At 66.3% G+C, this 19359-nt stretch carries 28 protein-coding genes; 5 read left to right on the top strand and 23 right to left on the bottom strand.

Going from position 1 to position 19359, the window contains the following annotated elements; all coding sequences use genetic code 11:
- Window positions 1–8: 8 nt before the first annotated feature.
- From BSP_RS09915 to BSP_RS09880, 8 genes are all read right to left on the bottom strand, one after another.
- Window positions 9–392, bottom strand: a complete 384-nt coding sequence (locus BSP_RS09915; protein WP_054765741.1) for a hypothetical protein — start codon at window positions 390–392, stop codon at window positions 9–11.
- Window positions 393–426: 34 nt separating this feature from the next.
- Window positions 427–660, bottom strand: a complete 234-nt coding sequence (locus BSP_RS09910; RefSeq protein WP_054765740.1) for a RebB family R body protein — start codon at window positions 658–660, stop codon at window positions 427–429.
- Window positions 661–679: 19 nt separating this feature from the next.
- Complete coding sequence (locus BSP_RS09905) at window positions 680–1015, bottom strand: RebB family R body protein (protein WP_054765739.1); 336 nt, start codon at window positions 1013–1015, stop codon at window positions 680–682.
- Window positions 1016–1018: 3 nt separating this feature from the next.
- Window positions 1019–1246, bottom strand: coding sequence for a RebB family R body protein (locus tag BSP_RS09900; protein ID WP_054765738.1), 228 nt, complete (start codon window positions 1244–1246; stop codon window positions 1019–1021).
- Between the two features lie 24 nt (window positions 1247–1270).
- Entirely contained in the window at window positions 1271–1597 is a 327-nt protein-coding gene (locus tag BSP_RS09895) for a hypothetical protein (protein WP_054765737.1), read from the bottom strand.
- The gene (locus BSP_RS09890; protein WP_054765736.1) at window positions 1594–1959 is read right to left on the bottom strand and encodes a RebB family R body protein; all 366 of its coding nucleotides are present in this window, start codon (window positions 1957–1959) and stop codon (window positions 1594–1596) included. Before BSP_RS09890 ends, BSP_RS09895 begins: the two co-directional genes overlap by 4 nt.
- 102 nt (window positions 1960–2061) lie before the next feature.
- Window positions 2062–2385: a RebB family R body protein gene (locus BSP_RS09885; RefSeq protein WP_152950248.1), complete on the bottom strand. Its 324-nt coding sequence runs from the start codon at window positions 2383–2385 to the stop codon at window positions 2062–2064.
- A gap of 35 nt (window positions 2386–2420) precedes the next feature.
- Window positions 2421–2759: a RebB family R body protein gene (locus BSP_RS09880; RefSeq protein WP_054765734.1), complete on the bottom strand. Its 339-nt coding sequence runs from the start codon at window positions 2757–2759 to the stop codon at window positions 2421–2423.
- A 292-nt stretch (window positions 2760–3051) separates the two neighbouring features.
- Between BSP_RS09880 and BSP_RS09875 the strand changes: the two genes are divergently transcribed.
- Window positions 3052–3660, top strand: coding sequence for a hypothetical protein (locus BSP_RS09875; RefSeq protein WP_152950246.1), 609 nt, complete (start codon window positions 3052–3054; stop codon window positions 3658–3660).
- A 39-nt stretch (window positions 3661–3699) separates the two neighbouring features.
- Here the strand turns inward: BSP_RS09875 and recO are convergent, their stop codons facing one another.
- The 3 genes from recO to BSP_RS09860 are packed head-to-tail and all read right to left on the bottom strand — an operon-like array spanning window position 3700 to window position 5568.
- The gene (gene recO, locus BSP_RS09870; RefSeq protein ID WP_152950244.1) at window positions 3700–4431 is read right to left on the bottom strand and encodes a DNA repair protein RecO; all 732 of its coding nucleotides are present in this window, start codon (window positions 4429–4431) and stop codon (window positions 3700–3702) included.
- Entirely contained in the window at window positions 4431–4940 is a 510-nt protein-coding gene (locus BSP_RS09865; protein ID WP_152950242.1) for a nuclear transport factor 2 family protein, read from the bottom strand. The genes recO and BSP_RS09865 overlap by 1 nt, the downstream gene beginning before the upstream one ends.
- A gap of 22 nt (window positions 4941–4962) precedes the next feature.
- The gene (locus tag BSP_RS09860) at window positions 4963–5568 is read right to left on the bottom strand and encodes a flavodoxin family protein (protein WP_152950240.1); all 606 of its coding nucleotides are present in this window, start codon (window positions 5566–5568) and stop codon (window positions 4963–4965) included.
- A gap of 185 nt (window positions 5569–5753) precedes the next feature.
- On the opposite strand from BSP_RS09860, the gene BSP_RS09855 reads away from it, so the two are divergent.
- Window positions 5754–7265 carry an acetyl-CoA hydrolase/transferase family protein gene (locus BSP_RS09855; RefSeq protein ID WP_152950239.1) on the top strand — a complete coding sequence of 504 codons (1512 nt, stop codon included), beginning with the start codon at window positions 5754–5756 and terminating at the stop codon, window positions 7263–7265.
- 113 nt (window positions 7266–7378) lie between these two features.
- On the opposite strand, the gene BSP_RS09850 is transcribed toward BSP_RS09855, so the two are convergent.
- The 10 genes from BSP_RS09850 to folK all read right to left on the bottom strand — a co-directional run bounded on the left by BSP_RS09850 (window position 7379) and on the right by folK (window position 16433).
- Complete coding sequence (locus BSP_RS09850) at window positions 7379–8614, bottom strand: serine hydrolase (RefSeq protein WP_227975914.1); 1236 nt, start codon at window positions 8612–8614, stop codon at window positions 7379–7381.
- Window positions 8615–8629: 15 nt separating this feature from the next.
- Window positions 8630–9577 carry a GTPase Era gene (gene era / locus BSP_RS09845; RefSeq protein WP_054765728.1) on the bottom strand — a complete coding sequence of 316 codons (948 nt, stop codon included), beginning with the start codon at window positions 9575–9577 and terminating at the stop codon, window positions 8630–8632.
- On the bottom strand, window positions 9574–10284 hold the full coding sequence (gene rnc, locus BSP_RS09840) for a ribonuclease III (RefSeq protein WP_152950235.1): 711 nt from the start codon (window positions 10282–10284) through the stop codon (window positions 9574–9576). Before rnc ends, era begins: the two co-directional genes overlap by 4 nt.
- Window positions 10284–10997, bottom strand: a complete 714-nt coding sequence (gene lepB, locus BSP_RS09835) for a signal peptidase I (protein ID WP_224761566.1) — start codon at window positions 10995–10997, stop codon at window positions 10284–10286. The genes rnc and lepB overlap by 1 nt, the downstream gene beginning before the upstream one ends.
- Window positions 10998–11346: 349 nt before the next feature.
- Window positions 11347–11748: a holo-ACP synthase gene (acpS, locus tag BSP_RS09830; protein WP_054765726.1), complete on the bottom strand. Its 402-nt coding sequence runs from the start codon at window positions 11746–11748 to the stop codon at window positions 11347–11349.
- Window positions 11745–12485 carry a pyridoxine 5'-phosphate synthase gene (locus BSP_RS09825; RefSeq protein ID WP_152950233.1) on the bottom strand — a complete coding sequence of 247 codons (741 nt, stop codon included), beginning with the start codon at window positions 12483–12485 and terminating at the stop codon, window positions 11745–11747. Before BSP_RS09825 ends, acpS begins: the two co-directional genes overlap by 4 nt.
- Window positions 12486–12525: 40 nt before the next feature.
- Entirely contained in the window at window positions 12526–13110 is a 585-nt protein-coding gene (gene pyrE / locus BSP_RS09820) for an orotate phosphoribosyltransferase (RefSeq protein ID WP_152950231.1), read from the bottom strand.
- A 39-nt stretch (window positions 13111–13149) separates the two neighbouring features.
- Complete coding sequence (locus BSP_RS09815; RefSeq protein WP_194167030.1) at window positions 13150–15306, bottom strand: bifunctional (p)ppGpp synthetase/guanosine-3',5'-bis(diphosphate) 3'-pyrophosphohydrolase; 2157 nt, start codon at window positions 15304–15306, stop codon at window positions 13150–13152.
- A gap of 134 nt (window positions 15307–15440) precedes the next feature.
- Window positions 15441–15800 (bottom strand): DNA-directed RNA polymerase subunit omega, encoded by a 360-nt coding sequence (gene rpoZ, locus BSP_RS09810; protein WP_054765722.1) that lies wholly within the window; start codon window positions 15798–15800, stop codon window positions 15441–15443.
- An 84-nt stretch (window positions 15801–15884) separates the two neighbouring features.
- Entirely contained in the window at window positions 15885–16433 is a 549-nt protein-coding gene (gene folK, locus BSP_RS09805; RefSeq protein WP_227975913.1) for a 2-amino-4-hydroxy-6-hydroxymethyldihydropteridine diphosphokinase, read from the bottom strand.
- Between the two features lie 25 nt (window positions 16434–16458).
- On the opposite strand from folK, the gene BSP_RS09800 reads away from it, so the two are divergent.
- The 3 genes from BSP_RS09800 to BSP_RS09790 all read left to right on the top strand — a co-directional run bounded on the left by BSP_RS09800 (window position 16459) and on the right by BSP_RS09790 (window position 17926).
- The gene (locus BSP_RS09800; protein WP_152950228.1) at window positions 16459–17001 is read left to right on the top strand and encodes an NYN domain-containing protein; all 543 of its coding nucleotides are present in this window, start codon (window positions 16459–16461) and stop codon (window positions 16999–17001) included.
- Window positions 16998–17636, top strand: coding sequence for a uracil-DNA glycosylase (locus BSP_RS09795; RefSeq protein WP_054765720.1), 639 nt, complete (start codon window positions 16998–17000; stop codon window positions 17634–17636). The genes BSP_RS09800 and BSP_RS09795 overlap by 4 nt, the downstream gene beginning before the upstream one ends.
- Before the next feature lie 98 nt (window positions 17637–17734).
- Complete coding sequence (locus BSP_RS09790) at window positions 17735–17926, top strand: hypothetical protein (protein ID WP_054765719.1); 192 nt, start codon at window positions 17735–17737, stop codon at window positions 17924–17926.
- A gap of 16 nt (window positions 17927–17942) precedes the next feature.
- Here the strand turns inward: BSP_RS09790 and smpB are convergent, their stop codons facing one another.
- Together smpB and dapA are read right to left on the bottom strand one after the other, a co-directional pair.
- A complete protein-coding gene (gene smpB / locus BSP_RS09785) occupies window positions 17943–18416 on the bottom strand; it encodes an SsrA-binding protein SmpB (protein ID WP_054765718.1) in 474 nt (157 codons plus the stop codon).
- Window positions 18416–19300 carry a 4-hydroxy-tetrahydrodipicolinate synthase gene (dapA, locus tag BSP_RS09780; protein WP_054765717.1) on the bottom strand — a complete coding sequence of 295 codons (885 nt, stop codon included), beginning with the start codon at window positions 19298–19300 and terminating at the stop codon, window positions 18416–18418. Before dapA ends, smpB begins: the two co-directional genes overlap by 1 nt.
- Between the last annotated feature and the right edge of the window lie 59 nt (window positions 19301–19359).

Here is a 19359-nt window from a genome sequence, read left to right as displayed (position 1 = left end):
GTTTGGCTTCAGTTCTTGGGGAAGCTCTCGACGGCCTTGGTGACGGACTCCGCCGCCAGACCGGCTGCGATGGGGGCGGCGAACGCGCTGACCAGGGCCATGGCGTAGGCGACCAGGGCCGGTTCGTTCAGGCCGCCGGAGGCCAGCATCATCGCCATCGCCTTGCCTTGGACGGTGGTGCTGATCGACATCACATTGCGCTGGTAATCGGCCGCGTCCTGAACCGCCAAGGCTGCGGCTTGGGTCGCCTTGTCATAGGCTATGGCCCCGCCGGCAGAGACGCGGCTGGCGCTGGACGGCGTGCCGGCGTCCAGGGGCGCAAAGCCCATGGCCCAGTTGGTCGAGGTCTGGACGGCGTCCTTGATCTGGCTGTTGACGGCGGGTTCGCTCACGGCGCGGCTGCTTTCGTTTCAGGAGGGCCCGGCGCTATTTGTGCGCGGCGTTCATGATCATGGTGACGGCGCTTGAGGTGACGGCGTTGCCGATCTGCTGCAGCCCGCCCTGCGCCTGCTGAGCGTTCTGCATGGCCAGGGAAATGGAGTGAGCCATGCTCTGATAGACCAGGGCCATGGACTGGGCGGGCGCCTCGCCCAGCACCTTGACGTTGGTCTGGGTGACGGCGTCGGTGACCTGAGAATTGACGGGCGTATCGGCGGCCATGGTTCAGATCCTGACAAATCTAGAGTTTCAGCATTTTCAGAGCGACGAGCAGCATCACGGCGGTCTCCAAAGTGTTCGAAGCCGGCGGGCGCGCCGCAACGCGAGCGGTGGCCGCCGCCGAGACGAGGCCGCCCATCTCATAGACCTGCATCACCCCCTGGTTGGTCGCCGCCTGGGCGCAGATGGAGGCCTGGCGCTGGGCTTGAACCGCATTTTGGAAGACGATGGCCGTCGAATGGGCGGCGCTCTGGTAGATCGAGCCCATGGCCACCGTCGAAGCGGAGCCCAGAACCATCATGTTCTGTTGCGTCACCGCATCGGTGATTCGGCTGTTGACGGCGAGTGAATAGGCCATGCCTCAGGCCACCGGGATTTCGAGAATCTTGGCGATCAGGGCGCCGACCGCCGCATTGTTGATCTGCTGCATGCCGCCCTGGGCCTGGCTGGCGTTCTCCACCGACAAGCTGGTGGCGTGGGCCACCGCCTGAACGGCGATCGCCACAGCCTCCGCCGGACCTTCGCCCAGAACCTTGACGTTGGTTTGGGTCACGGCATCGGTGATCTGCGCATTGACGGTGTCGGTCATAAGCCTTCCCCCTCTTTCAGATGCTCAGGTGACGACGGGCGCGCCATACATGGGCGACGGCGCCTGAGCATGGGTCTGCGAAACGGCGCGGACGCCCATGTCCGCCGCGCGGGCGGCGCGCATCGGCTGCATCTCGGCCAGGCTGGTCGCCAGCTGCCGCAGTTGCAGGGTCGACAGTTCGGCCGCGTGTTGGCTGGACGCCGCCAGGCGCGCGGCGAAGGCGTCGGCCGAGGCCATGATGGTGATCAGGCTGGCGTTGCAGACCCCCGCCCCGCCGCACAGCACCAGAAGGTCATCCCGGCAGGCGGCCGAACCCCGCAGGTCCGGCGATCGCGTCTCCTCCTGCGTCATTCGAACGGCTCCTCTCGACGCGGATTGATGTCTGGCCAGGGCACGAAGGACGGCTTGTCCATCAGGGCGTTGACGCAGTTCATCGTCGCCACCATGCCCAGGATGTTGGTCGTCTGCTGATGGGCCACGGCGTTGTGGTACATCAGCCCGCTGGCCTGATTGGCGGCGACCAAACTCTGCATCGCCGCAAAGCTGGGTCCCGAGCCGATAACCGTCAGCAAGGTGCTGGCCACCGAATCGGCGATCGGCGCGGTGGCCGGATTGCGGCTGAGCTCCAGGGCGAGCTTGAGGATGTCCTCATAGTCGCCGAGGTTGGGCGAGCCCTTGTCGGCGCCGCCGCTCTTGTTGCTGGCCTCGGACACGTCGTCCTCCCAAGGGTGGCGCGGCGGGCGCCGGGGCCCGACCGCAACGATGGCGGATTACGACAGTCGACGCTCGCCGGCCGCGTCGCCCGTCAGCCGATCTCAGACCTGGGTGGCGCGCAGGGCCGTGAGCAGCGACAGCAGGTTGTCGGGGGTGTCCGACTGGCTGATCTTGCTGGCCGCCACGGCGCCGGCCATGGTGTCCACGCTGTAGATCTGGATCACGCCCTGGTTGGTCGCGGCCTGTCCGGCGATCGCCAGCTGCTGCTGCGAGGAGGCGGCGTTCTCGTAGAGAATGCCGGTCGAGTGGGCGAGCGACTGGTAGATCGCGCCCATGGCCATGGCCGGGGCGTCGCCCAGAACCTTGACGTTGGCCTGGGTGACGGCGTCGGTGATCATGCCGTTGACGGGAGTGGGAAGCGCCATGTCTCAAATCCTTCTTTCAGTGCGAGGGTGAAGCGTCAGGAGACGCCGGCGCCGGGGCCGACGGCGCGCAGGGCGGTCAGCAGGGACAGCATATTGTCGGGGGTGTCGGACTGGGCGATCTTCGAGGTCGCCACGGCCCCGGCCATGGTGTCCACGCTGTAGATCTGGATGACGCCCTGGTTGGTGGCGGCCTGCGCCGCGATCGCCAGCTGCTGCTGCGACGAAGCGGCGTTTTCGTACAGAATGCCCGTGGAATGGGCCAGCGACTGGTAGATCGCGCCCATGGCCATGGCCGGGGCGTCGCCCAGGACCTTCACATTGGCCTGGGTTACAGCGTCGGTGATCTGACCGTTCACCGGAGTTGGAATAGCCATCAGTTCTCTCCTTACCCGTTGGATCGAGGCCCGTTTTGAGGAAGGTCGCCTTGCCCCGCTGAAGCGCGACCTCACGGCCTTGACGATTGAGCGCTCAAGTCGTGAACCACCTTCAGTTGATTTTCTCGCCCTGAGGCTGGCCGATTGAAAATACCCGCCCAAGTTTCACAGGACGCCGTCGGCCACGTCGGGTGTGCGGGACGCCACCGCTCGCGTCGCAGTCTTCCGGGGCGCGGCTCTGACGCGGGAGTGGTGGGCCAGACCGTGCAATCGGGACCGGGAGCATCCCATCATGTCGAGAGCGCTCAACCTGTTGTTGCTCGGTCGTATGGTCGAAGGCCGTTCGGTCCGTCCCTCAGCCACCGCGCCCTTCTCCGGCGTCGCCCGACCGGCGAGCGCCAATGCGGAAGCGACACCTATGCCGATCTCCACCGCCAACTTCATGGATCTGGTCACCCAATGGGCCAGCGCCAACGTCAATCGAATCCGCCTGGTCTGGCCGCTCGCCGGCGGTTGGGAGGCCTGGGCCCAGGCCGAAATCGCCGGCCACATCAACGCCAATGTCCAGGACGCCTGGATCGAGCGCGAAGCCTATGTCTATCCCGACCGGGCGCGCGCCGACTTCCTGGTCAACAACCCTTTCGAAAACCCGTCCTCGGACGAGATTGTGGTCGAGATGAAGTGCGAGTCGCTCCGCAACTGGGCCGGCTTCATCGACGGCCTGCGGTACGACACCTGGAAGCTGAACGGTCCGATGCGGCTGGGGCTGGGGGGCGCCAGGAAGATCTCGCTCGGCCTGTTTTTCTCTCCGGAATCGGAAGAGCAGCTCGCCATGCTGACCGGATATGAGATCCGCTACACGCCCCATCGCGAGATCGGCATCGCCTTCCTCGTCGCCTGAACCGCGTCAAGCCTGGGATCTGGAGCGACGCTCCAGATCCTACAGCCGCCCCGTCTCGGCCAGCTTGTCCAGCATCCACACCCGCGCCGGCGGCAGGGGCCGGTTCTGCGGGTGGAAGACGAACTGCTCCAGGAAATGCCCGGTCAGGTCGAAGCCCGCCTTGACGTCCCCCTCGTCCACGCCGGCCTGGGCGCCGAGCATGAAGGGCGGCAGGGCCAGCATCTTGTCGGCATAGGGGGCGCCGGCCGCGCGGCTGACGGCGCGGCCTGTGCGGGGGCTGACATAGATCAGGTCGTCAGTGACGCCGGTCGCCGCGCATTTCGAAAGATCCAGCCCGAAGCCCAGATCCTCCAGCAGCCCTGCCTCGAACCGCACGAAGACCGCCGGCCAGACCTCGGGCCAGGCGAAGGCCGCCATCAGGGCTTCGAAGGCCAGGAAGACGCCCGGATGCGGCTCGCGCTCCGGCAGGGCGCCCTGGGCCACGCCCGCCGCCGCCGCCAGACCGGTCAGGGCCAAGGCGTCGTCAAACAGGGCGCTCGGTCCCTCGCCCACCGGCTCCAGCCGCGCCCCGCCCAGATGGTCCGAGGTCCGCGCCCGATAGTCCGCCACGACCCGCGCCCCCGGCTGCAGAAACGGCCGCATCTTCCGCGACGCCCCGCCCGCCACATAGGCCGCGCGCCGCCCATGGGTCTCGGTCAGCAGATCGACCACGGCGCCGGTGTCGCCATGGCTGCGCGCCGACAGGACGAAGGCCTCTTCGTGGAAATCCATCAGTCGGCGGAGTCGGACTTGATCAGGGCGACCACGGCGCGCGCGCGGTCGTTCGGCACGGTGAAACTGAGCACATATTGCTCGATCTTCCACACACCTTCCGGCCCGCTCCGCCGCAGCAGGCCGGATCCCCGCAGGGCGCCGTAGCCGTCATTGTCCAGCTTCTCGTCGAACCAGGCGACGTCGCCGGAGACGATCAGAGTGCGGTCAGAGGGGCGATAGGTCCAACCCTGGCCGCGGGCGAACAGCGGCTCGGCATAGGCTTTGAACGCGGCGATATCCCAATGTTCCGACGCGTCGGTGCCGACGAATCGCGCGGTGTCGCTGAATTGGGCGAAATAGGTTTCGCCGTCCGCGTCTGCCGCCGCCTGATGCATCCGGTCCAGGGTCGCCGCCGCCGCGTCCGCCTCCCGTTGGGCGGTCGCGCGGACCTCATTGGTCCGCACTGACGACCCGGTCGTCGGCGGCGCGGCTTGAAGGGCGAGAACGGCGAACAGGGCGATGATCATGCCGCCCGTTCTAGTCCTGTTCTCAGCTTTCGGGAACGGGGTAGGTGTCGGGCCTCAGAACACGGGCCAGGGCCAGAAGATTGCGCGCGGCGTTTCGGCCAACCCGATCGGAATAGTCATGGCCCTGATCCGTCTCGACATAGTCGGGACCGGCGCCCGGCCCCAGGTGCCAGTAGGTCCAGCTCTGCGCCGGCATGGTGAAGCCCATGTCGATCAGGGCCTGGGACACGGTGGCGACGATATGGTGCGCGCCGTCCTCATTGCCGGTGATGACGATGCCGCCCACCTTGCCGAAGGCGACGGGCCGGCCGCTGTCGTCCGTTTCCCCGAACAGGGCATCCATCCGCTCCAGGGCCCTCATACAGACGCTCGACATCTGGCCGACCCAGGTCGGGGTGGCGAAGACGACGATGTCGGCCGCCATAATCTTGGCGTGAACCGAGGGCCAGTCGTCGCCTTCGCCCTCGTCCGTAATCACGCCCGGCTTGAGGTTCAGATCCACCAGCCGGACCAGCTCGACCTCGGCGCCGCCCTTTTCCAGCTCCGCGATCACCACCCGGGCGAGGGCCTCGGTGCTGGACGTCTGGGGCGAAGGTTTCAGGGTGCAGTTCAGAACGAGCGCTCTCATGGGGATCCTTTCCGTCGTTTTCTGGCAAACCGGCGGGGCCTTGAGGCGTTCCATCGAGGCGTGGCGGGTTTGACGAAGATCAGGGACGCCTGGGCCGATCTAGACCAAGGTCGAATGGATCGCCTTCAAGGCGCCGCCTAACCGAGACGCTGAAGGCCCTCCCCGGCCGTAACCCTGAAGAGTTCATGTCGCGCATCCGTTGTTCGTCCCTGCGTTCCAAGCTTATGTCGGCCGAAGACGCCGCCGCCCTGATCCCTCCAGGCTCCACGGTGGGCATGAGCGGCTTCACCGGCTCCGGCTATCCCAAGCTTGTCCCCCCGGCCCTGGCCCGGCGGATCGAGGCGGCGCATGACGCGGGCTCCCCCTTCCGGCTGAACCTGTGGACCGGCGCCTCTACCGGACCCGAGCTGGACGGCGCCCTGGCCAAGGCCGACGGCATCGAACGGCGTCTGCCCTACAACTCCGACCCCATCGCCCGCGAGAAGATCAACTCCGGCCAGATGGACTATCTGGACATGCACCTCAGCCACCTGGCCCCCATGGTCTGGCAAGGCGTGCTGGGCAGCCTCGACACGGCCGTGATCGAGGTTTCGGCGGTCAAGGAGGACGGCTCCCTGGTCCCCTCATCCTCGATCGGCAACAACAAGACCTGGCTGGACCGGGCCGAGCGGGTGATCCTCGAAGTCAACGCCTGGCAGGATCCCGCCCTGGAGGGGATGCACGACATCTATTACGGCACCGCCCTGCCGCCCAATCGGGTGCCCATCCCCCTGACCCGGCCCGACCAGCTGATCGGCCAGCCGACCCTGCGCTGCGACCCGGACAAGATCGTCGCCATCGTCGAGACGGAGGCGCCGGACCGCAACCTGCCCTTCGCCGCTCCGGACGCCAACGCCCGCGCCATCGCCGATCACCTGATCGAATTCCTGAAGCATGAGGTGAAGGTCGGCCGCCTGCCCGCCGCCCTGCTCCCGCTCCAGTCGGGCGTCGGCAATGTCGCCAACGCCGTCCTGGCGGGCCTGATGGACAGTCCGTTCGAGCGGATGGCCGCCTATACCGAGGTCATCCAGGACGGGATGCTGGACCTGCTGGACGCCGGAAAGCTGACCGTCGCCTCCGCCACCGCCTTCTCCCTCAGCCCAGAGGCGGCGGCCGATCTGAACAGCCGGATGGCGCAATTCCGCGGCAAGATCATCCTGCGCCCGCAGGAGATCTCGAACCACCCCGAGCTGATCCGCCGCCTGGGCTGTATCGCCATGAACGGCCTGATCGAGGCCGACATCTACGGCAACGTCAACTCGACCCAGGTCATGGGCTCGCGCATCCAGAACGGCATCGGCGGTTCGGGCGACTTTTCGCGCAACGCCTTCATCTCGTGTTTTGTGACCCCCTCGACGGCCAAGGGCGGCGCCATCTCGGCCATCGTCCCCATGGCCAGCCATGTCGATCACATCACCCAGGACGTCCAGGTCATCGTCACCGAACAGGGCCTGGCCGATCTGCGCGGCCTGTCGCCGAAACAGCGCGCCCGGCTGATCATCGCCCAGTGCGCCCACCCCAGATACCGCGACGGACTGACCGACTATTTCGAGCGGGCGCTGAAGGGCTCCTACGGTCTCCAGTCGCCGCATCTGCTGAACGAGGCCCTGTCCTGGCATCAGCGCTATATCGACACCGGGTCCATGCTTGCAGCCTGAGGAAGCGGGTCGGATCACTTCCGTCCGCTCCTGAATACGGCGGCGCAAGCCTTTGCGTCCCGCGCCGGCCCGTTTAGCGGGAGCGGACGCTTTCAGGACAGCCTCAGAAGAGGCTAGCGGTGCAGGGTCGTGGGGAAGTCACGGCCCAGGGCTTCGGCCATCGCCTGCTGGCTGATCAGGAAGACCTGATCCCGAAGGTGATAGTTGTTCGACAGCACGATCACCGTCACATCGGCCTCGGGTTGGTACAGCATCAGATTGCGGAATCCGCCCCAGCTGCCGGTATGGTAGATTTGGCGATCCTGGAAGCCTGGCCGAACCTGATCGCCCAGCCGGTTCGCGAAGATGCCGTAGCCCCAGTCGCGGCGTGGATGGCCCCGCTCCATCGGCGTATCGGCGGGGGCGTGGTCGGCGAGCATCTGCTGATAGCTGGACGGCTTCAGCAGACCGCCGCGGTGCAACGCCCTCTGCCAGACCAGCAGATCGTCCAGCGTCGAATAGACCGCCCCCGCCCCCGCGACGATGGAGGTGTTGGCGTTCGGCTGGGCCGCCAGCCCGCCGGGGAAGTTGGCGTACCCCATAATCAGCCCATGGTCGCCGCCGTCCAGGTCCAGCCCGCTGTCCTTCATGCCCAGGGGGCCGAAGAAGGTGTCGTGCATATAGGCTTCATACGGCCGTCCGCTGGCCTTCTCGACAATCGCCGCCGCCAGGTTGAAGCCTGCATTGTCGTACCGGACCTTGGTCCCTGGCGTGAACTGCAGGCCGAACCGCTTCGAATCCTCGGTCAGCTCGTCCAGGGTCGCCGGAGTCGTGCGCCTCATGCCCCAGCCCGGCCGCGCCATCAGGTCCGGTATGCCCGAGGTGTGCGACAGCAGGTGGCTGATCCGCACCGGCTCCCACGCCTTGGGACAGGGCTGGATCCATTTGCAGACGGGGTCCGAGACGCTCAGCCGTCCCTCGCCCTGCAGATGCAGAATAGCCGCCGCCGTGAACTGTTTGGAGATCGAGGCCAGCCGGAACCGCGAGTCCAGTTTCAGCGCCTGGTCCTGCCCATAGTTCGCCTTGCCGTAGACCTGACGGAACAGAACCCGGTCGCCCCTGGCTACCAGGACCCCGCCCATGAACCGACCGGCGGCGGCCTCGCGATCCAGCCGCGCGGCCAGCTGAGGCAGGTCCTCGACCACGACCAGCGGCGGGCGCGGCGGCGTATCGGGCGCAGCGGCGGCGCGCGCTGCGTCGCTGACGGGCCTTACCGCTGTGGAGAATCCGGCCCAGACGGCGCCGCCGAGGATCAGCGCCCCCAGGACGCCCAGAACGAGCCGGGGATGCCCCCCCGGGGTACGCGGCACTTCAAACACGGGCGCTCAGACGTCGAAATCCAGACCGAACTGGGCGTAGAGCGCCCGCGAATCCTGCCACTTCGGATCGACCTTCACCGTCAGGAACAGGTGGACCTGGCGGCCCAGAATCTCGTTCAGCTCCTCACGCGCCTTCTGGCCGATCCATTTCAGGGTCTGGCCGCCCTTGCCCAAAACGATGGGGCGCTGGCTCTCGCGCTCGACATAGATGGTCTGTTCGATGCGGGCCGAGCCGTCGGCCCGCTCCTCGAAACTGGTCGTCTCCACCGCCGCCGAATAGGGTAGTTCCTCGTGGACCCGCAGATAGACCTTCTCGCGCGTGATCTCGGCCGCCAGAACCCGAACCGGCACGTCCGCCGCCTGGTCCTCGGGATAGAGCCACGGCCCCTTGGGCATGGACCGCGCCAGCCTTTGCTTCAGGTCCTCGACCCCGTCGCCGTTGGCGGCGGAGATCATATAGACCTCCTCATAGACGCCGCTCTCGAAGAGCTTCTGCGACAGGCCCAGCAGGGTGTCGCGCCGCATGCCGTCGATCTTGTTCAGGGCCAGGATCACCTTGGTCCCCGTCGCCTTGAGATTGGCGATGATGGTCTCGGTGTCCTCGGCCGAGCGCCGATCCGCCGCCGTGCCTTCGCGACCTTCGGCGTTGATGTGCGACTGGGCGTCGATCAGATGCACCACCACGTCCGCATCCTCGGCGCCGCCCCAGGCCGAGGCGACCATGGCCCGATCCAGACGCCGGCGCGGGGTGAAGATGCCGGGGGTGTCCACCAGCACGATCTGGGCGTCGCCTTCCATGGCGATGCCGCGCACGGGGAACCGCGTGGTCTGCACCTTCTGGGTGACGATGGAGACCTTGGACCCGGTCAGCCGGTTGACCAGCGTGGACTTGCCCGCGTTCGGGGCGCCGATGATGGCGGCGAAGCCCGCCCGCTGGTTTTCAATATCGGTCAAATGACGCCTTCACGTTTCAAAAGGGCCGTTGCGGCCGCCTTCTCCGCCTCCTGACGCGAACGCCCCTGCGCGGTCAAGGGCTCCACGCCCTCAACGGACACCTCGACGGTGAAAGTCGGTGCATGATCCGAACCCGTCCGATCTGCGATGCGATAGGTCGGCAGGGGCCGGCCCAGCCCTTGGGCCCATTCCTGCAAGGCCGACTTGGGATTGGTCACGGTTCGCGACGGGGGCGCTGCAAATTCCAACGCCCAAGCCTTGTCGAACACGGTCCGGGCCGCCTCGAGACCGCCGTCCAGATAGACGGCCGCCAGTATGGCCTCGACCGCATCGGCGATGACCCCGGCCTTGCGGCGGCCGCCCGTCTTGGTCTCGCCCGGCGAAAGCCGCATCGCCGGGCCGACGCCCAGGGCTTCGCCCACACGGGCGCAGGCGGTCTTGTCGACCAGGGCGTGCAGGCTGGACGACAGCTGTCCTTCGTCTGCGGTCGGATAATCCCGCGACAGCTTGTCCGCCACCAGCAGGCCCAGAACCCGGTCGCCCAGGAACTCCAGCCGCTCGTTGTGCTTGGGCCCATGGACGCCGACCGGCGCCCCCTCGCCCACGCTGGCGTGGGTCAGGGCGCGATCCAGCAGGGCCTTGTCCCGGAAATGATGGCCGAGCTGCGCCTCAAGCGCCGCGACCGCCTCGGCCCGCGTATTCGCCATCAGTGCAGAACGTCGAAGAACCGATCGAGCCGCACATTGCCCCAGGTCCAGGGCTTGAACAGCGAGGCGCCCGGCTTCCACGAGAACAGGATGATCTGCGCCTTGCCGACCAGGTTCTCGGCCGGGACCATGCCCACGCCGCTGGACTGTTCGACGCGGCTGTCGATCGAGTTGTCGCGGTTGTCGCCCATCATGAAATAGTGACCGGCCGGCACCTCATAGACGGGGGTGTCGTCCAGATCGTTGCCCGGGCCGAAGTCCTGGGTCATGAAGCTCTTGCCGTTGGGCAGGGTTTCGCGAACCTCTGTGACGGGGCGCGGGCCGAAGATGTCGTTGATCTCCTGCTGGCTGACCACGACGTCCTGAACAGGTTTATCGTTGATATACAGCTTGTTGGCGATCATCTGGATCCGATCGCCGGGCAAGCCGATCACGCGCTTGATGAAGTCGGTCTTGTCGTCGCGCGGCAGTTTGAACACGACGATGTCGCCCCGCTTGGGCGCCGACCCCATGATCCTGCCGTCGAACAGCGGCGGGCTGAACGGGATCGAATGTCTCGAATAGCCGTAAGACCATTTCGACACGACGATATAGTCGCCCTCATACAGGTTCGGCTCCATCGAGGCCGATGGAATGGTGAAGGGCTGGAACAGGAAGATCCGCAGCACCATGGCGATGAGCAGGGCGAAGACGACCGTCTTGACGATTTCCATCGTCTCGTCCCCGGCCCCGCCGCCCTGTTTGGCCTTGGAAGACTTGTCCGCCTTTTGCGCCGCAGGCGCCGGCGCGTCCTCGAAGGGGGCGTCGCCGTCGTCGCTCCAAACCGGCCGCTTCGCGGCGACCGGCGCCGCCGAGGTGGTCGAGGTCATCGGCTCGACAGACGCCTCCGCAGGCTTCTCCGCCTTGTCGCCCTCAGTCCAGACATAGACGTCGCCCGCCGAGGCCGCACCCGCAGCATCGCTCGTGTTCACGTCGTCGCCCTGCGGCTTTTGATCTTCGCTCATGCGATCAAGCATCCTCTTGCCGCGTCCGCGCGGTCGTCCAGTGACGGGTATATCGCGATTACGACAGCGGCAAGGCTTCGATCACCACGAAGGCGAGCGCATAGGGGTGTTCGTCGCTCAGGGTCAGGTGGATCTTCGCCTCGTGTCCGGCCGGCGTCAGCCGCGCCAGGTGATCGGCCGCGTGGCCGGTCAGGGCCAGGGTCGGCTGCCCGGACCTCAGGTTCACCACCCCCATGTCGCGCCAATAGACGTCCGCCCTCATGCCGGTGCCCAGGGCCTTGGCGCAGGCCTCCTTGGCCGCGAACCGCTTGGCGTAGCTCCAGGCCGGGTCCGGCTTCCGATCCGACCGCGCCCGTTCGATGTCGGTGAAACACCGCTGTTTGAACCGCTCGCCGAACCGGTCGAGCGAGGCCTGGATACGCCGGATGTCCGACAGGTCCGCGCCGACGCCGATGATCACTTCGCCGAATCCATCGCCGCCCGCATGCGACGGATCGCTGTATCCAGGCCCACAAATATGGATTCGCCGATCAGGAAATGGCCGATGTTCAGCTCCCGAATCTCGGGAATGGCCAACATCCTTGGGGCGGTCTCATAGTCGAGCCCGTGACCGGCATGGACCTCCAATCCCAGGACGTCGGCCTGGGCGGCGGCGGCCGCCAGCCGCTCGAACTCGACCTCCCGCTCCCCGGGATCGGTCAGGTGGCAATAGCGGCCGGTGTGAAACTCCACCACCTGGGCGCCGACCGCCGCAGCGGCCTCGACCTGAGCCTCGGACGGTTCGATGAACAGCGAGACCCGTATCCCAGCTTCCGTCAGGGCCTGGGCGACAGGCTTGATCCGCGCCTCCTGTCCCGCCACCGCCAAGCCGCCTTCCGTCGTCACCTCTTCGCGCCGCTCGGGCACAAGGCAGGCGGCGTGGGGGCGGTGGCGCAGGGCGATGCTCAGCATTTCATCGGTCACGGCCATCTCAAAGTTGAGCGGCTTGCCTGCGCGAGCGCAGAGCGCGCTCAGCACGCCGATGTCGGCATCCGTAATGTGGCGCCGGTCCTCGCGCAGGTGGGCGGTGATGCCGTCTGCCCCCGCCATCAAGGCCGTCTCCGCCGCTCTGGCCGGATCCGGATGGGCGCCGCCGCGAGCGTTCCGAACCGTCGCGACATGATCAATATTGACGCCCAGCCTCACCCGTTCGCGCATCTTCAGCTCCTCGCCGGCCCCGACGTCGCTTCGCCGGACATTATTTCGCAAGTCTACGGCTGCCGGGGTCTTCGACCGGCACGGCCGCAAGTTCCGGCGGCAGGGCGTCGGCTGGATAGGCCGGCACCTCCAGCGACGCCAGGGCGATGAGGGGCACGCCCACATCGGCCTTTCCGCCTGACCGATCGACGATACAGGCTGCAGCGACCACCTCGCCTCCCGCCGCCTGGATGGCGGCGATGCATTCGCGCGACGACAATCCGGTGGTGACAATATCCTCCACCATCACAACCTTCTGGCCCGGCTCGACCGAAAACCCGCGCCTCAGTTTGAACTGGCCGCCTTCGCGCTCGACATACATCGACGGGACGCCCAGGTGACGCGCCGTCTCATAGCCGGGAATGATCCCGCCCACGGCCGGCGAAATGGCCACATCCACCGGCCCGACCGTCGCGACGATCTTTTCAGCCAAAGCCTTGCACAGCCGCTCGCAGCGGTCCGTCTGCATGAAGACCAGGTTCTTCTGCAGAAAGACCGGGCTGTGCAGACCGGAGGACAGGACGAAATGGCCTTCGCGCAGGGCGCCGGCGTCGCGAAACTCGTTGAGGACGTCTTGGGTGTTCATGCGGGGCGTCTTAGCGCCTCGCCCCGTCCGGCGAAAGACTCAGCCGCGCCCGCGATCGACGTTGTCGACCGAAGGATTGGCCCGCAGAGCCGCCATGATGGTGGTGGCGTGTTTGGCGTCCTCCACCTCCACATCAATCGTCACGTCAAAGAAGTCCTGCTGACGATAGGCCATCGACAGATTGATGATGTTGCCGCCCGCCTCGCCGATCAGGGTGGTCACCTGCCCCAGCACGCCCGGCGCATTGCGGATGGTGGCGTTTAACCGGACCGCGGCGACGGCGTCCGTCTCGGCCTGGGGCGTCCATTGCAGATCGTGCCAGACCGAATCGTCATCGGCGAAGGCCGCCAGGGCCTGACAGTCGATAGTATGGACGGTGAGCCCGGTCTCCGGCTCGAGAATGCCCACGATGCGATCGCCGGGCACAGGCGTGCAGCAACGGCCGAAATGGACGCTGACGCCGGGCGTCAGTCCGCCCCCGCGAACGAACAGCCGGGCCGTGTCGCCTTCGATCCTCTGTTTTTCCGGCCCGGCCTTCAACCGCCCCTTCAAGGACGGGAACAGGGTCTCGGCCACGGTCGTGGGCGAGAACCGACCGCGGCCCAGATTTTCGAACACATCGTCGTCCGAGGCGACCGCCAGGGTTTCCAGAACCGGCTTCAGCGAGACGTCGGCCAGAGACTTCTCCACCCGGGCCAGCGTCTGCTCCAGCGCCACACGGCCCAGCTTGATGAACTCTTCACGCTCGGAGGTTCGGATATGACGACGAATGGCGGAACGGGCCCGCCCGGTCACCGTCAGACTACGCCAGTCCGCCGGCACCTCCCGCTTGGCCCCGCGAATAATCTCGACCACGTCGCCGTTCTGCAAGGGCGTCCGCATCGGCTTCAACTCGCCGTTGACCTTCACCCCGACGGCCGTGTCGCCGACCTCTGTGTGAACCGCATAGGCGAAGTCCAGCGGCATGCCGCCCCGCGGCAGGGTCACCAGCCGGCCCTTGGGCGTAAAAACGAAGACCTGATCCAGGTACATTTCGAGCTTGGCGTGCTCGACCCAGTCTTCCCCGCCCTCGCCATGTTCAATCACCTGAACCAGGTGGCGCAGGTTCTGCAAGGGATCGCGGCCGCCTCCGGTCGCCATGGCTTCATGATCGAAACCGTAGGAATGGTTCTTGTAGCGCCAGTGGGCCGCCACCCCGTCCTCTGCGACGCGGTCCATCGCCTCGGTGCGGAGCTGCATTTCGATTCGCAAGCCGCGCGGCCCCACGACCGTGGTGTGCAGCGAGCGGTAGTTGTTCGACTTGGGCGTGGAAATGAAGTCCTTGAACCGTTCCGGCACCATCGGCCAGGCCCGGTGGATGACGCCCAGCGCGCGGTAACAGTCGTCCTCCGCCTCCAGGATCACCCGGAAACCGTAGATGTCCGACAGGGACGAAAACCCGACCGACTTGCGTTGCAGCTTCCGCCAGATGGAATAGGGCGTCTTCTGCCGACCGAAAACCCGCGCCGGCACCCCGGCTTCCGACAGCACCCGCTCCACCTCGTCCGACACGCCTTCAATGGCGTGACCATGCTCCAGCTTCAACGCCTCAAGCCGACGTTCGATGGCGGTCTTGGCCGTGGGATTGAGATAGGTGAAGGCCAGTTCTTCCAGTTCGGATGCGATGGAATGAATTCCGATCGACCGTCCCAGGGGCGCATAGACCTCCAGCGTCTCGCGGCTGATGCGCTCACGCTTCTCCGGCTTAACGTACTGAAGGGTCCGCATGTTGTGCAGGCGGTCGGCCAGCTTGACCAATAGGACCCGCACGTCCCGGCTGATCGCCAGGATGAATTTCCGGAGGTTTTCAGCCTGGCGCGTATGCTCGGCCTGAAGCTCAAGCCGGCTCAGCTTGGTGACGCCCTCGACCAGGACGGCCACCTCTTCCCCGAACATCTGAGCGATGTCTTCGCGTGTGGCCGAGGTGTCCTCGACGACGTCATGCAGCAGGGCCGTGACGATCGTCGCCGTGTCCAGCCGATAGTCGGTCAATATGCCCGCGACCTGGATCGGATGGGCGAAATAGGGATCGCCTGAAGCCCGCAACTGCGAGCCGTGCATCTTCATCGCATAGACGTAGGCGCGATTCAGAAGCGCTTCGTCCGCCGTGGGGTCATAGGCCTTGACCGCCTCGATCAGCTCGAACTGGCGCAAGATCGGCGCACGTTTCGACGATCGCGGCGCGCCGTCCGCCGTCGGCGTCGGATCGTTTTTGTTTGCAGCTTGGGGCGCCGGCGGAACCGTCTCGGTCCGCGCCGGCAGGATAGTGACGCCTGGGGCTCCCTCGGGCGTCAGTAGCGCTCCTCCTGACCGCCGTCCCGATCGCTTTGCAGGGCGCGGATCAGCTCGGCCTCGGCCATGTTCATGTGCTGCGGCTCGGCCAGCAGGGCGACGGTTTCCGCCTCGTCCTCGGCCTCCGTGCGCTCATCGACGCGTTGCAGCGTCGTGATGATCGTCTCGCGCAGTTCATCGGGCGCCACCGTGTCATCGGCGATCTCGCGCAGGGCGACCACGGGGTTCTTGTCATTGTCGCGGTCGATCGTCAGGGCGGCCCCGTTGGCGATGCTGCGGGCGCGGTGACCCGCCATCAGCACCAGACCAAAGCGGTTCGGAACCTTCTCGATGCAGTCTTCGACGGTGACGCGGGCCATGAAATTCCTCGAACGCGGGGGAGAACCGCGTCAAATACAGATGTGGTCGCTGTTTTGCAACGCCAGAGCGGCGAAACTACGGCGTCAGATCGGATGAGCGTCCTTGCCGACCCCTGCGGCCCCGGCAAGGGCTGCGGCGTCGCCGCCGGCGGGATGAACCCAGTCCGGCGCAATCTCCGCAATCGGCCCCATGACGAACCTGCGCTCAGCCGCCCTGGGATGCGGCAGGATCAGGCCGTTCAGGTCGCCGATCAGCCGCCCGTAGGCGATCAGGTCCAGGTCCAGGGTGCGCGGCGCGTTGCGCACCGACCGACGCCGCCCGAAGGCGTCTTCGATTCGGCCCAGGGCCGCCATCAGATCATGGGGATCATGGGCGGTGCTCACGATCACGACGCCATTCAGGAACGGCGGGTCCTGCGGATCGGGCCAGGCCAGTGACGACCACCAGGACGACCGGGCGATGATGTCGATCCCTTCCGTGCGAAACCGCGCCAGAGCCGCCTCCAGGGCCTCGCGGCAAGACGACCAGGCCCCCTTGTCATTACAGCCCAGCGCCACGATGACTGCGGCGTTCAGGTCGAGTGCGGCGTCGATTCTCGTATCGACCGGCGCCCCTCGCCTTTCGTCCCTCATTTCATCTCTTTCGACGGCCTCGACCATGTTTCATCCCACCGACCGCCTGGCGATCTTCATCGACGGATCCAACCTGTATTCCGCCGCCCGCGCCCTGCAACACGATATGGACTTCCGGCGGATGCTGGACTGGTTTCGCGAGAAATCCATCCTGATCCGCGCCTACTATTACACGGCGGTGGTGGAGGGCGAAGAGTTCTCGCCGGTAAAACCCTTGGTGGACTGGCTGGACTACAACGGCTTTTCCGTCGTCACCAAGCCGGTGAAGCGGTTCACCGACACGGCCGGCCATAGCCGGATCAAAGGCAATATGGACATGGAGATCGCGGTGGACATGCTGGAGCTGGCTCCGGCGCTGGATCATGTGGTGCTGTTTTCCGGCGACGGCGATTTCCGACGGCTGGTCCAGGCCGTCCAGGCCAAGGGCGTGCGGGTGACGGTCATCTCCACCCAGAAGACTCAGCCGCCCCACATCGCCGACGAACTGCGCCGTCAGGCGGACGCCTTCCTGGACCTGAACGATCTGATGGCCGACTTCGGCCGACCCAAGTCGGCGACGGCGCAATGAGCCTAACGCCCGAGCCGCCCCGCGACTGTCCGCTCTGCCCGCGACTGGTGGCCTATCGCCAGGAAAACGCCCGCCAGAATCCGGATTGGTGGAACGGCCCCGCCCCCTCCTTCGGCGACCCTCAGGCGCGGCTTCTGGTCGCCGGCCTGGCGCCGGGCCGCACGGGAGCCAACCGCACCGGCCGTCCATTCACGGGCGACCACGCCGGATGGCTGCTGTACGACACGCTGAAGAAGACCGGCTTCGCGACCGGAACCTATGAGCCGAACGGCGACGATGATCTGACCTTGGTCGATTGCATGATCACCAACGCCGTCCGCTGCGCCCCGCCCGGCAACAAGCCCCTGCCGGTCGAAGAGACGACCTGTCGTCCTTTCCTGATCGACCGACTTGCGCTTCTGCCCAATCTTAAGGTCATCATCACCCTGGGCGACGTCTCTCGCCGCAACATCCTCAAGGCGTTCGGCCGCCCCGCCTCGGCCATGCCGGCGGGGCATGGGGCCGAGGGCGAGGCCGGAGGCTATGTGATCCTGAACTCCTATCACTGCTCCCGATTGAACACGAACACGGGTCGCCTGACCCCGGACATGTTCGAAGCGGTGTTCAATCGCGCCCGGTCGATCATAGAAGCCTGACCGTGCTGTCGCGGAGGTGTCGCACCAATCCGGCAGGATCCAATTGAGGCGGAACTGAGGCCCCGCCGCTGCGTTCTCGAGGGGAGGGAGGCTGAACCATGCAACGCACGACCGATCGACTCTTCACCCCAGCCGAGCGCAGGCTGGCCTTGATCGCAGCCGTGGTCGTGGTCGCCTTCACGGTGCTGACGCTGTTGACAGGGGGTCTGGTCGCCCCCTCCGCCGGCGGCCAGATGAGCCGAGGAGTCTCCGACCTGCCCGGCGTGATGGACGCCCGCCCTCTCAGCTAGGCGACGGCGACGGGGCTCAGCCCTTGTCCCGCATCAGCCGCGCCTTGTCGCGCTGCCAGTCCCGTTCGGCCGAGGCCTCGCGCTTGTCGTGCAGCTTCTTGCCCTTGGCCAGGGCGATCTCCAACTTCGCCTTGCCCGCTTCGTTCAGATAGAGCCTCAGCGGGATGATGGTCTGACCGTCGCGTTGCACCGCCCCCATCAGCTTGTCGATCTGCTTGCGATGCAGCAACAATTTGCGCGGCCGGCGGGGCTCGTGATTGAAGCGGTTGGCCTGTTTGTAGGGCGGAATGTCGGCGTTGATCAGGACGATCTCTCGCCCCTCAACCGCCGCATAGCTTTCGGCGATATTGGCCCGACCGTCGCGCAGAGCCTTGATCTCGGTGCCCAGCAGCTGAATCCCCGCCTCTATATTGTCCTCCAGGAAATAGTCGAAGCGCGCGCGGCGGTTCTCGGCGATGACCTTGGACTTGGGCTGCGGCTTGGGCGCCATCAGATCACGCCCGCCTCGACCATGGCCTTGTCGATGGCCGGCTTGACCGCGTCGGCGGTCGGCGACAGCGGCAAGCGCGCCTCTTCCCGGCACAGGCCCAGCCGGGCCAGGGCGTATTTGGTCGGGGCGGGAGAATTATCGAGGAACAGCGCCTTACACAGGCCGATCAGACGGTCCTGCCAATCCCGCGCTGCGGCATAGTCGCCGGCCGCCGCCGCATTGTGCAAAGCGACCATGGCTTCGGGCGCCACATTCGACGCCACCGAAATCAGTCCGACCCCGCCATGGGCGTGATAGCCCAAATAGCTGGAGTCATCGCCGGAGATCAGGTCGAACGGCTCTTGGATCTCGGCCCGCATCCAGCTGACCCGGCTCATGTCGCCGGTGGCGTCCTTGATGCCGACGATGTTCGGATGAGCCGCCAATCGCGCCACCGTCTCATTCGCCAGGTCCGCGCCGGTTCGCGCGGGCACGTTGTAAAGCAGGATGGGCAGTTGGACGGCGTCCGCTATGGCCTCGAAATGCGCCGCCATCCCGGCTTGGGACGGGCGGATGTAATAGGGCGTCACGACCAAGGCGCCGTCCGCCCCGACCGTCTTGGCGTGGCGGGTCAGGTCGATGGCTTCCTTGGTGTAGGGCGAACCGGTTCCGGCGATGACGCGAACGCGGCCGGCGACCAGCCGCACGCACAGTTCGATCACATGCTTGTGCTCGTCCAGATCCATACTGGCGCCCTCGCCTGTCGTGCCGACGGGCACCAGACCGCTGACGCCTGCGGCGATCTGACGCTCGATCAGCGTGGCGAATGCGGCTTCGTCCACGTTTCCGTCATGAAGTGGTGTGATCAGGGCGGTGATCACGCCCTTGAACAAGGGGGCGGTCATGGGACTAGCTAGCCTAATTGGGGAGGGGCGATGGACGGACGTCCAGGACCTCTGTCTTG

The organism is Brevundimonas sp. Bb-A (genome assembly GCF_009394735.1).
GTDB classification, from domain to species: domain Bacteria; phylum Pseudomonadota; class Alphaproteobacteria; order Caulobacterales; family Caulobacteraceae; genus Brevundimonas; species Brevundimonas aurantiaca.
Note: the sequence above shows the minus strand (reverse complement) of the source record. Positions and strands in the feature narration are given on the sequence as shown.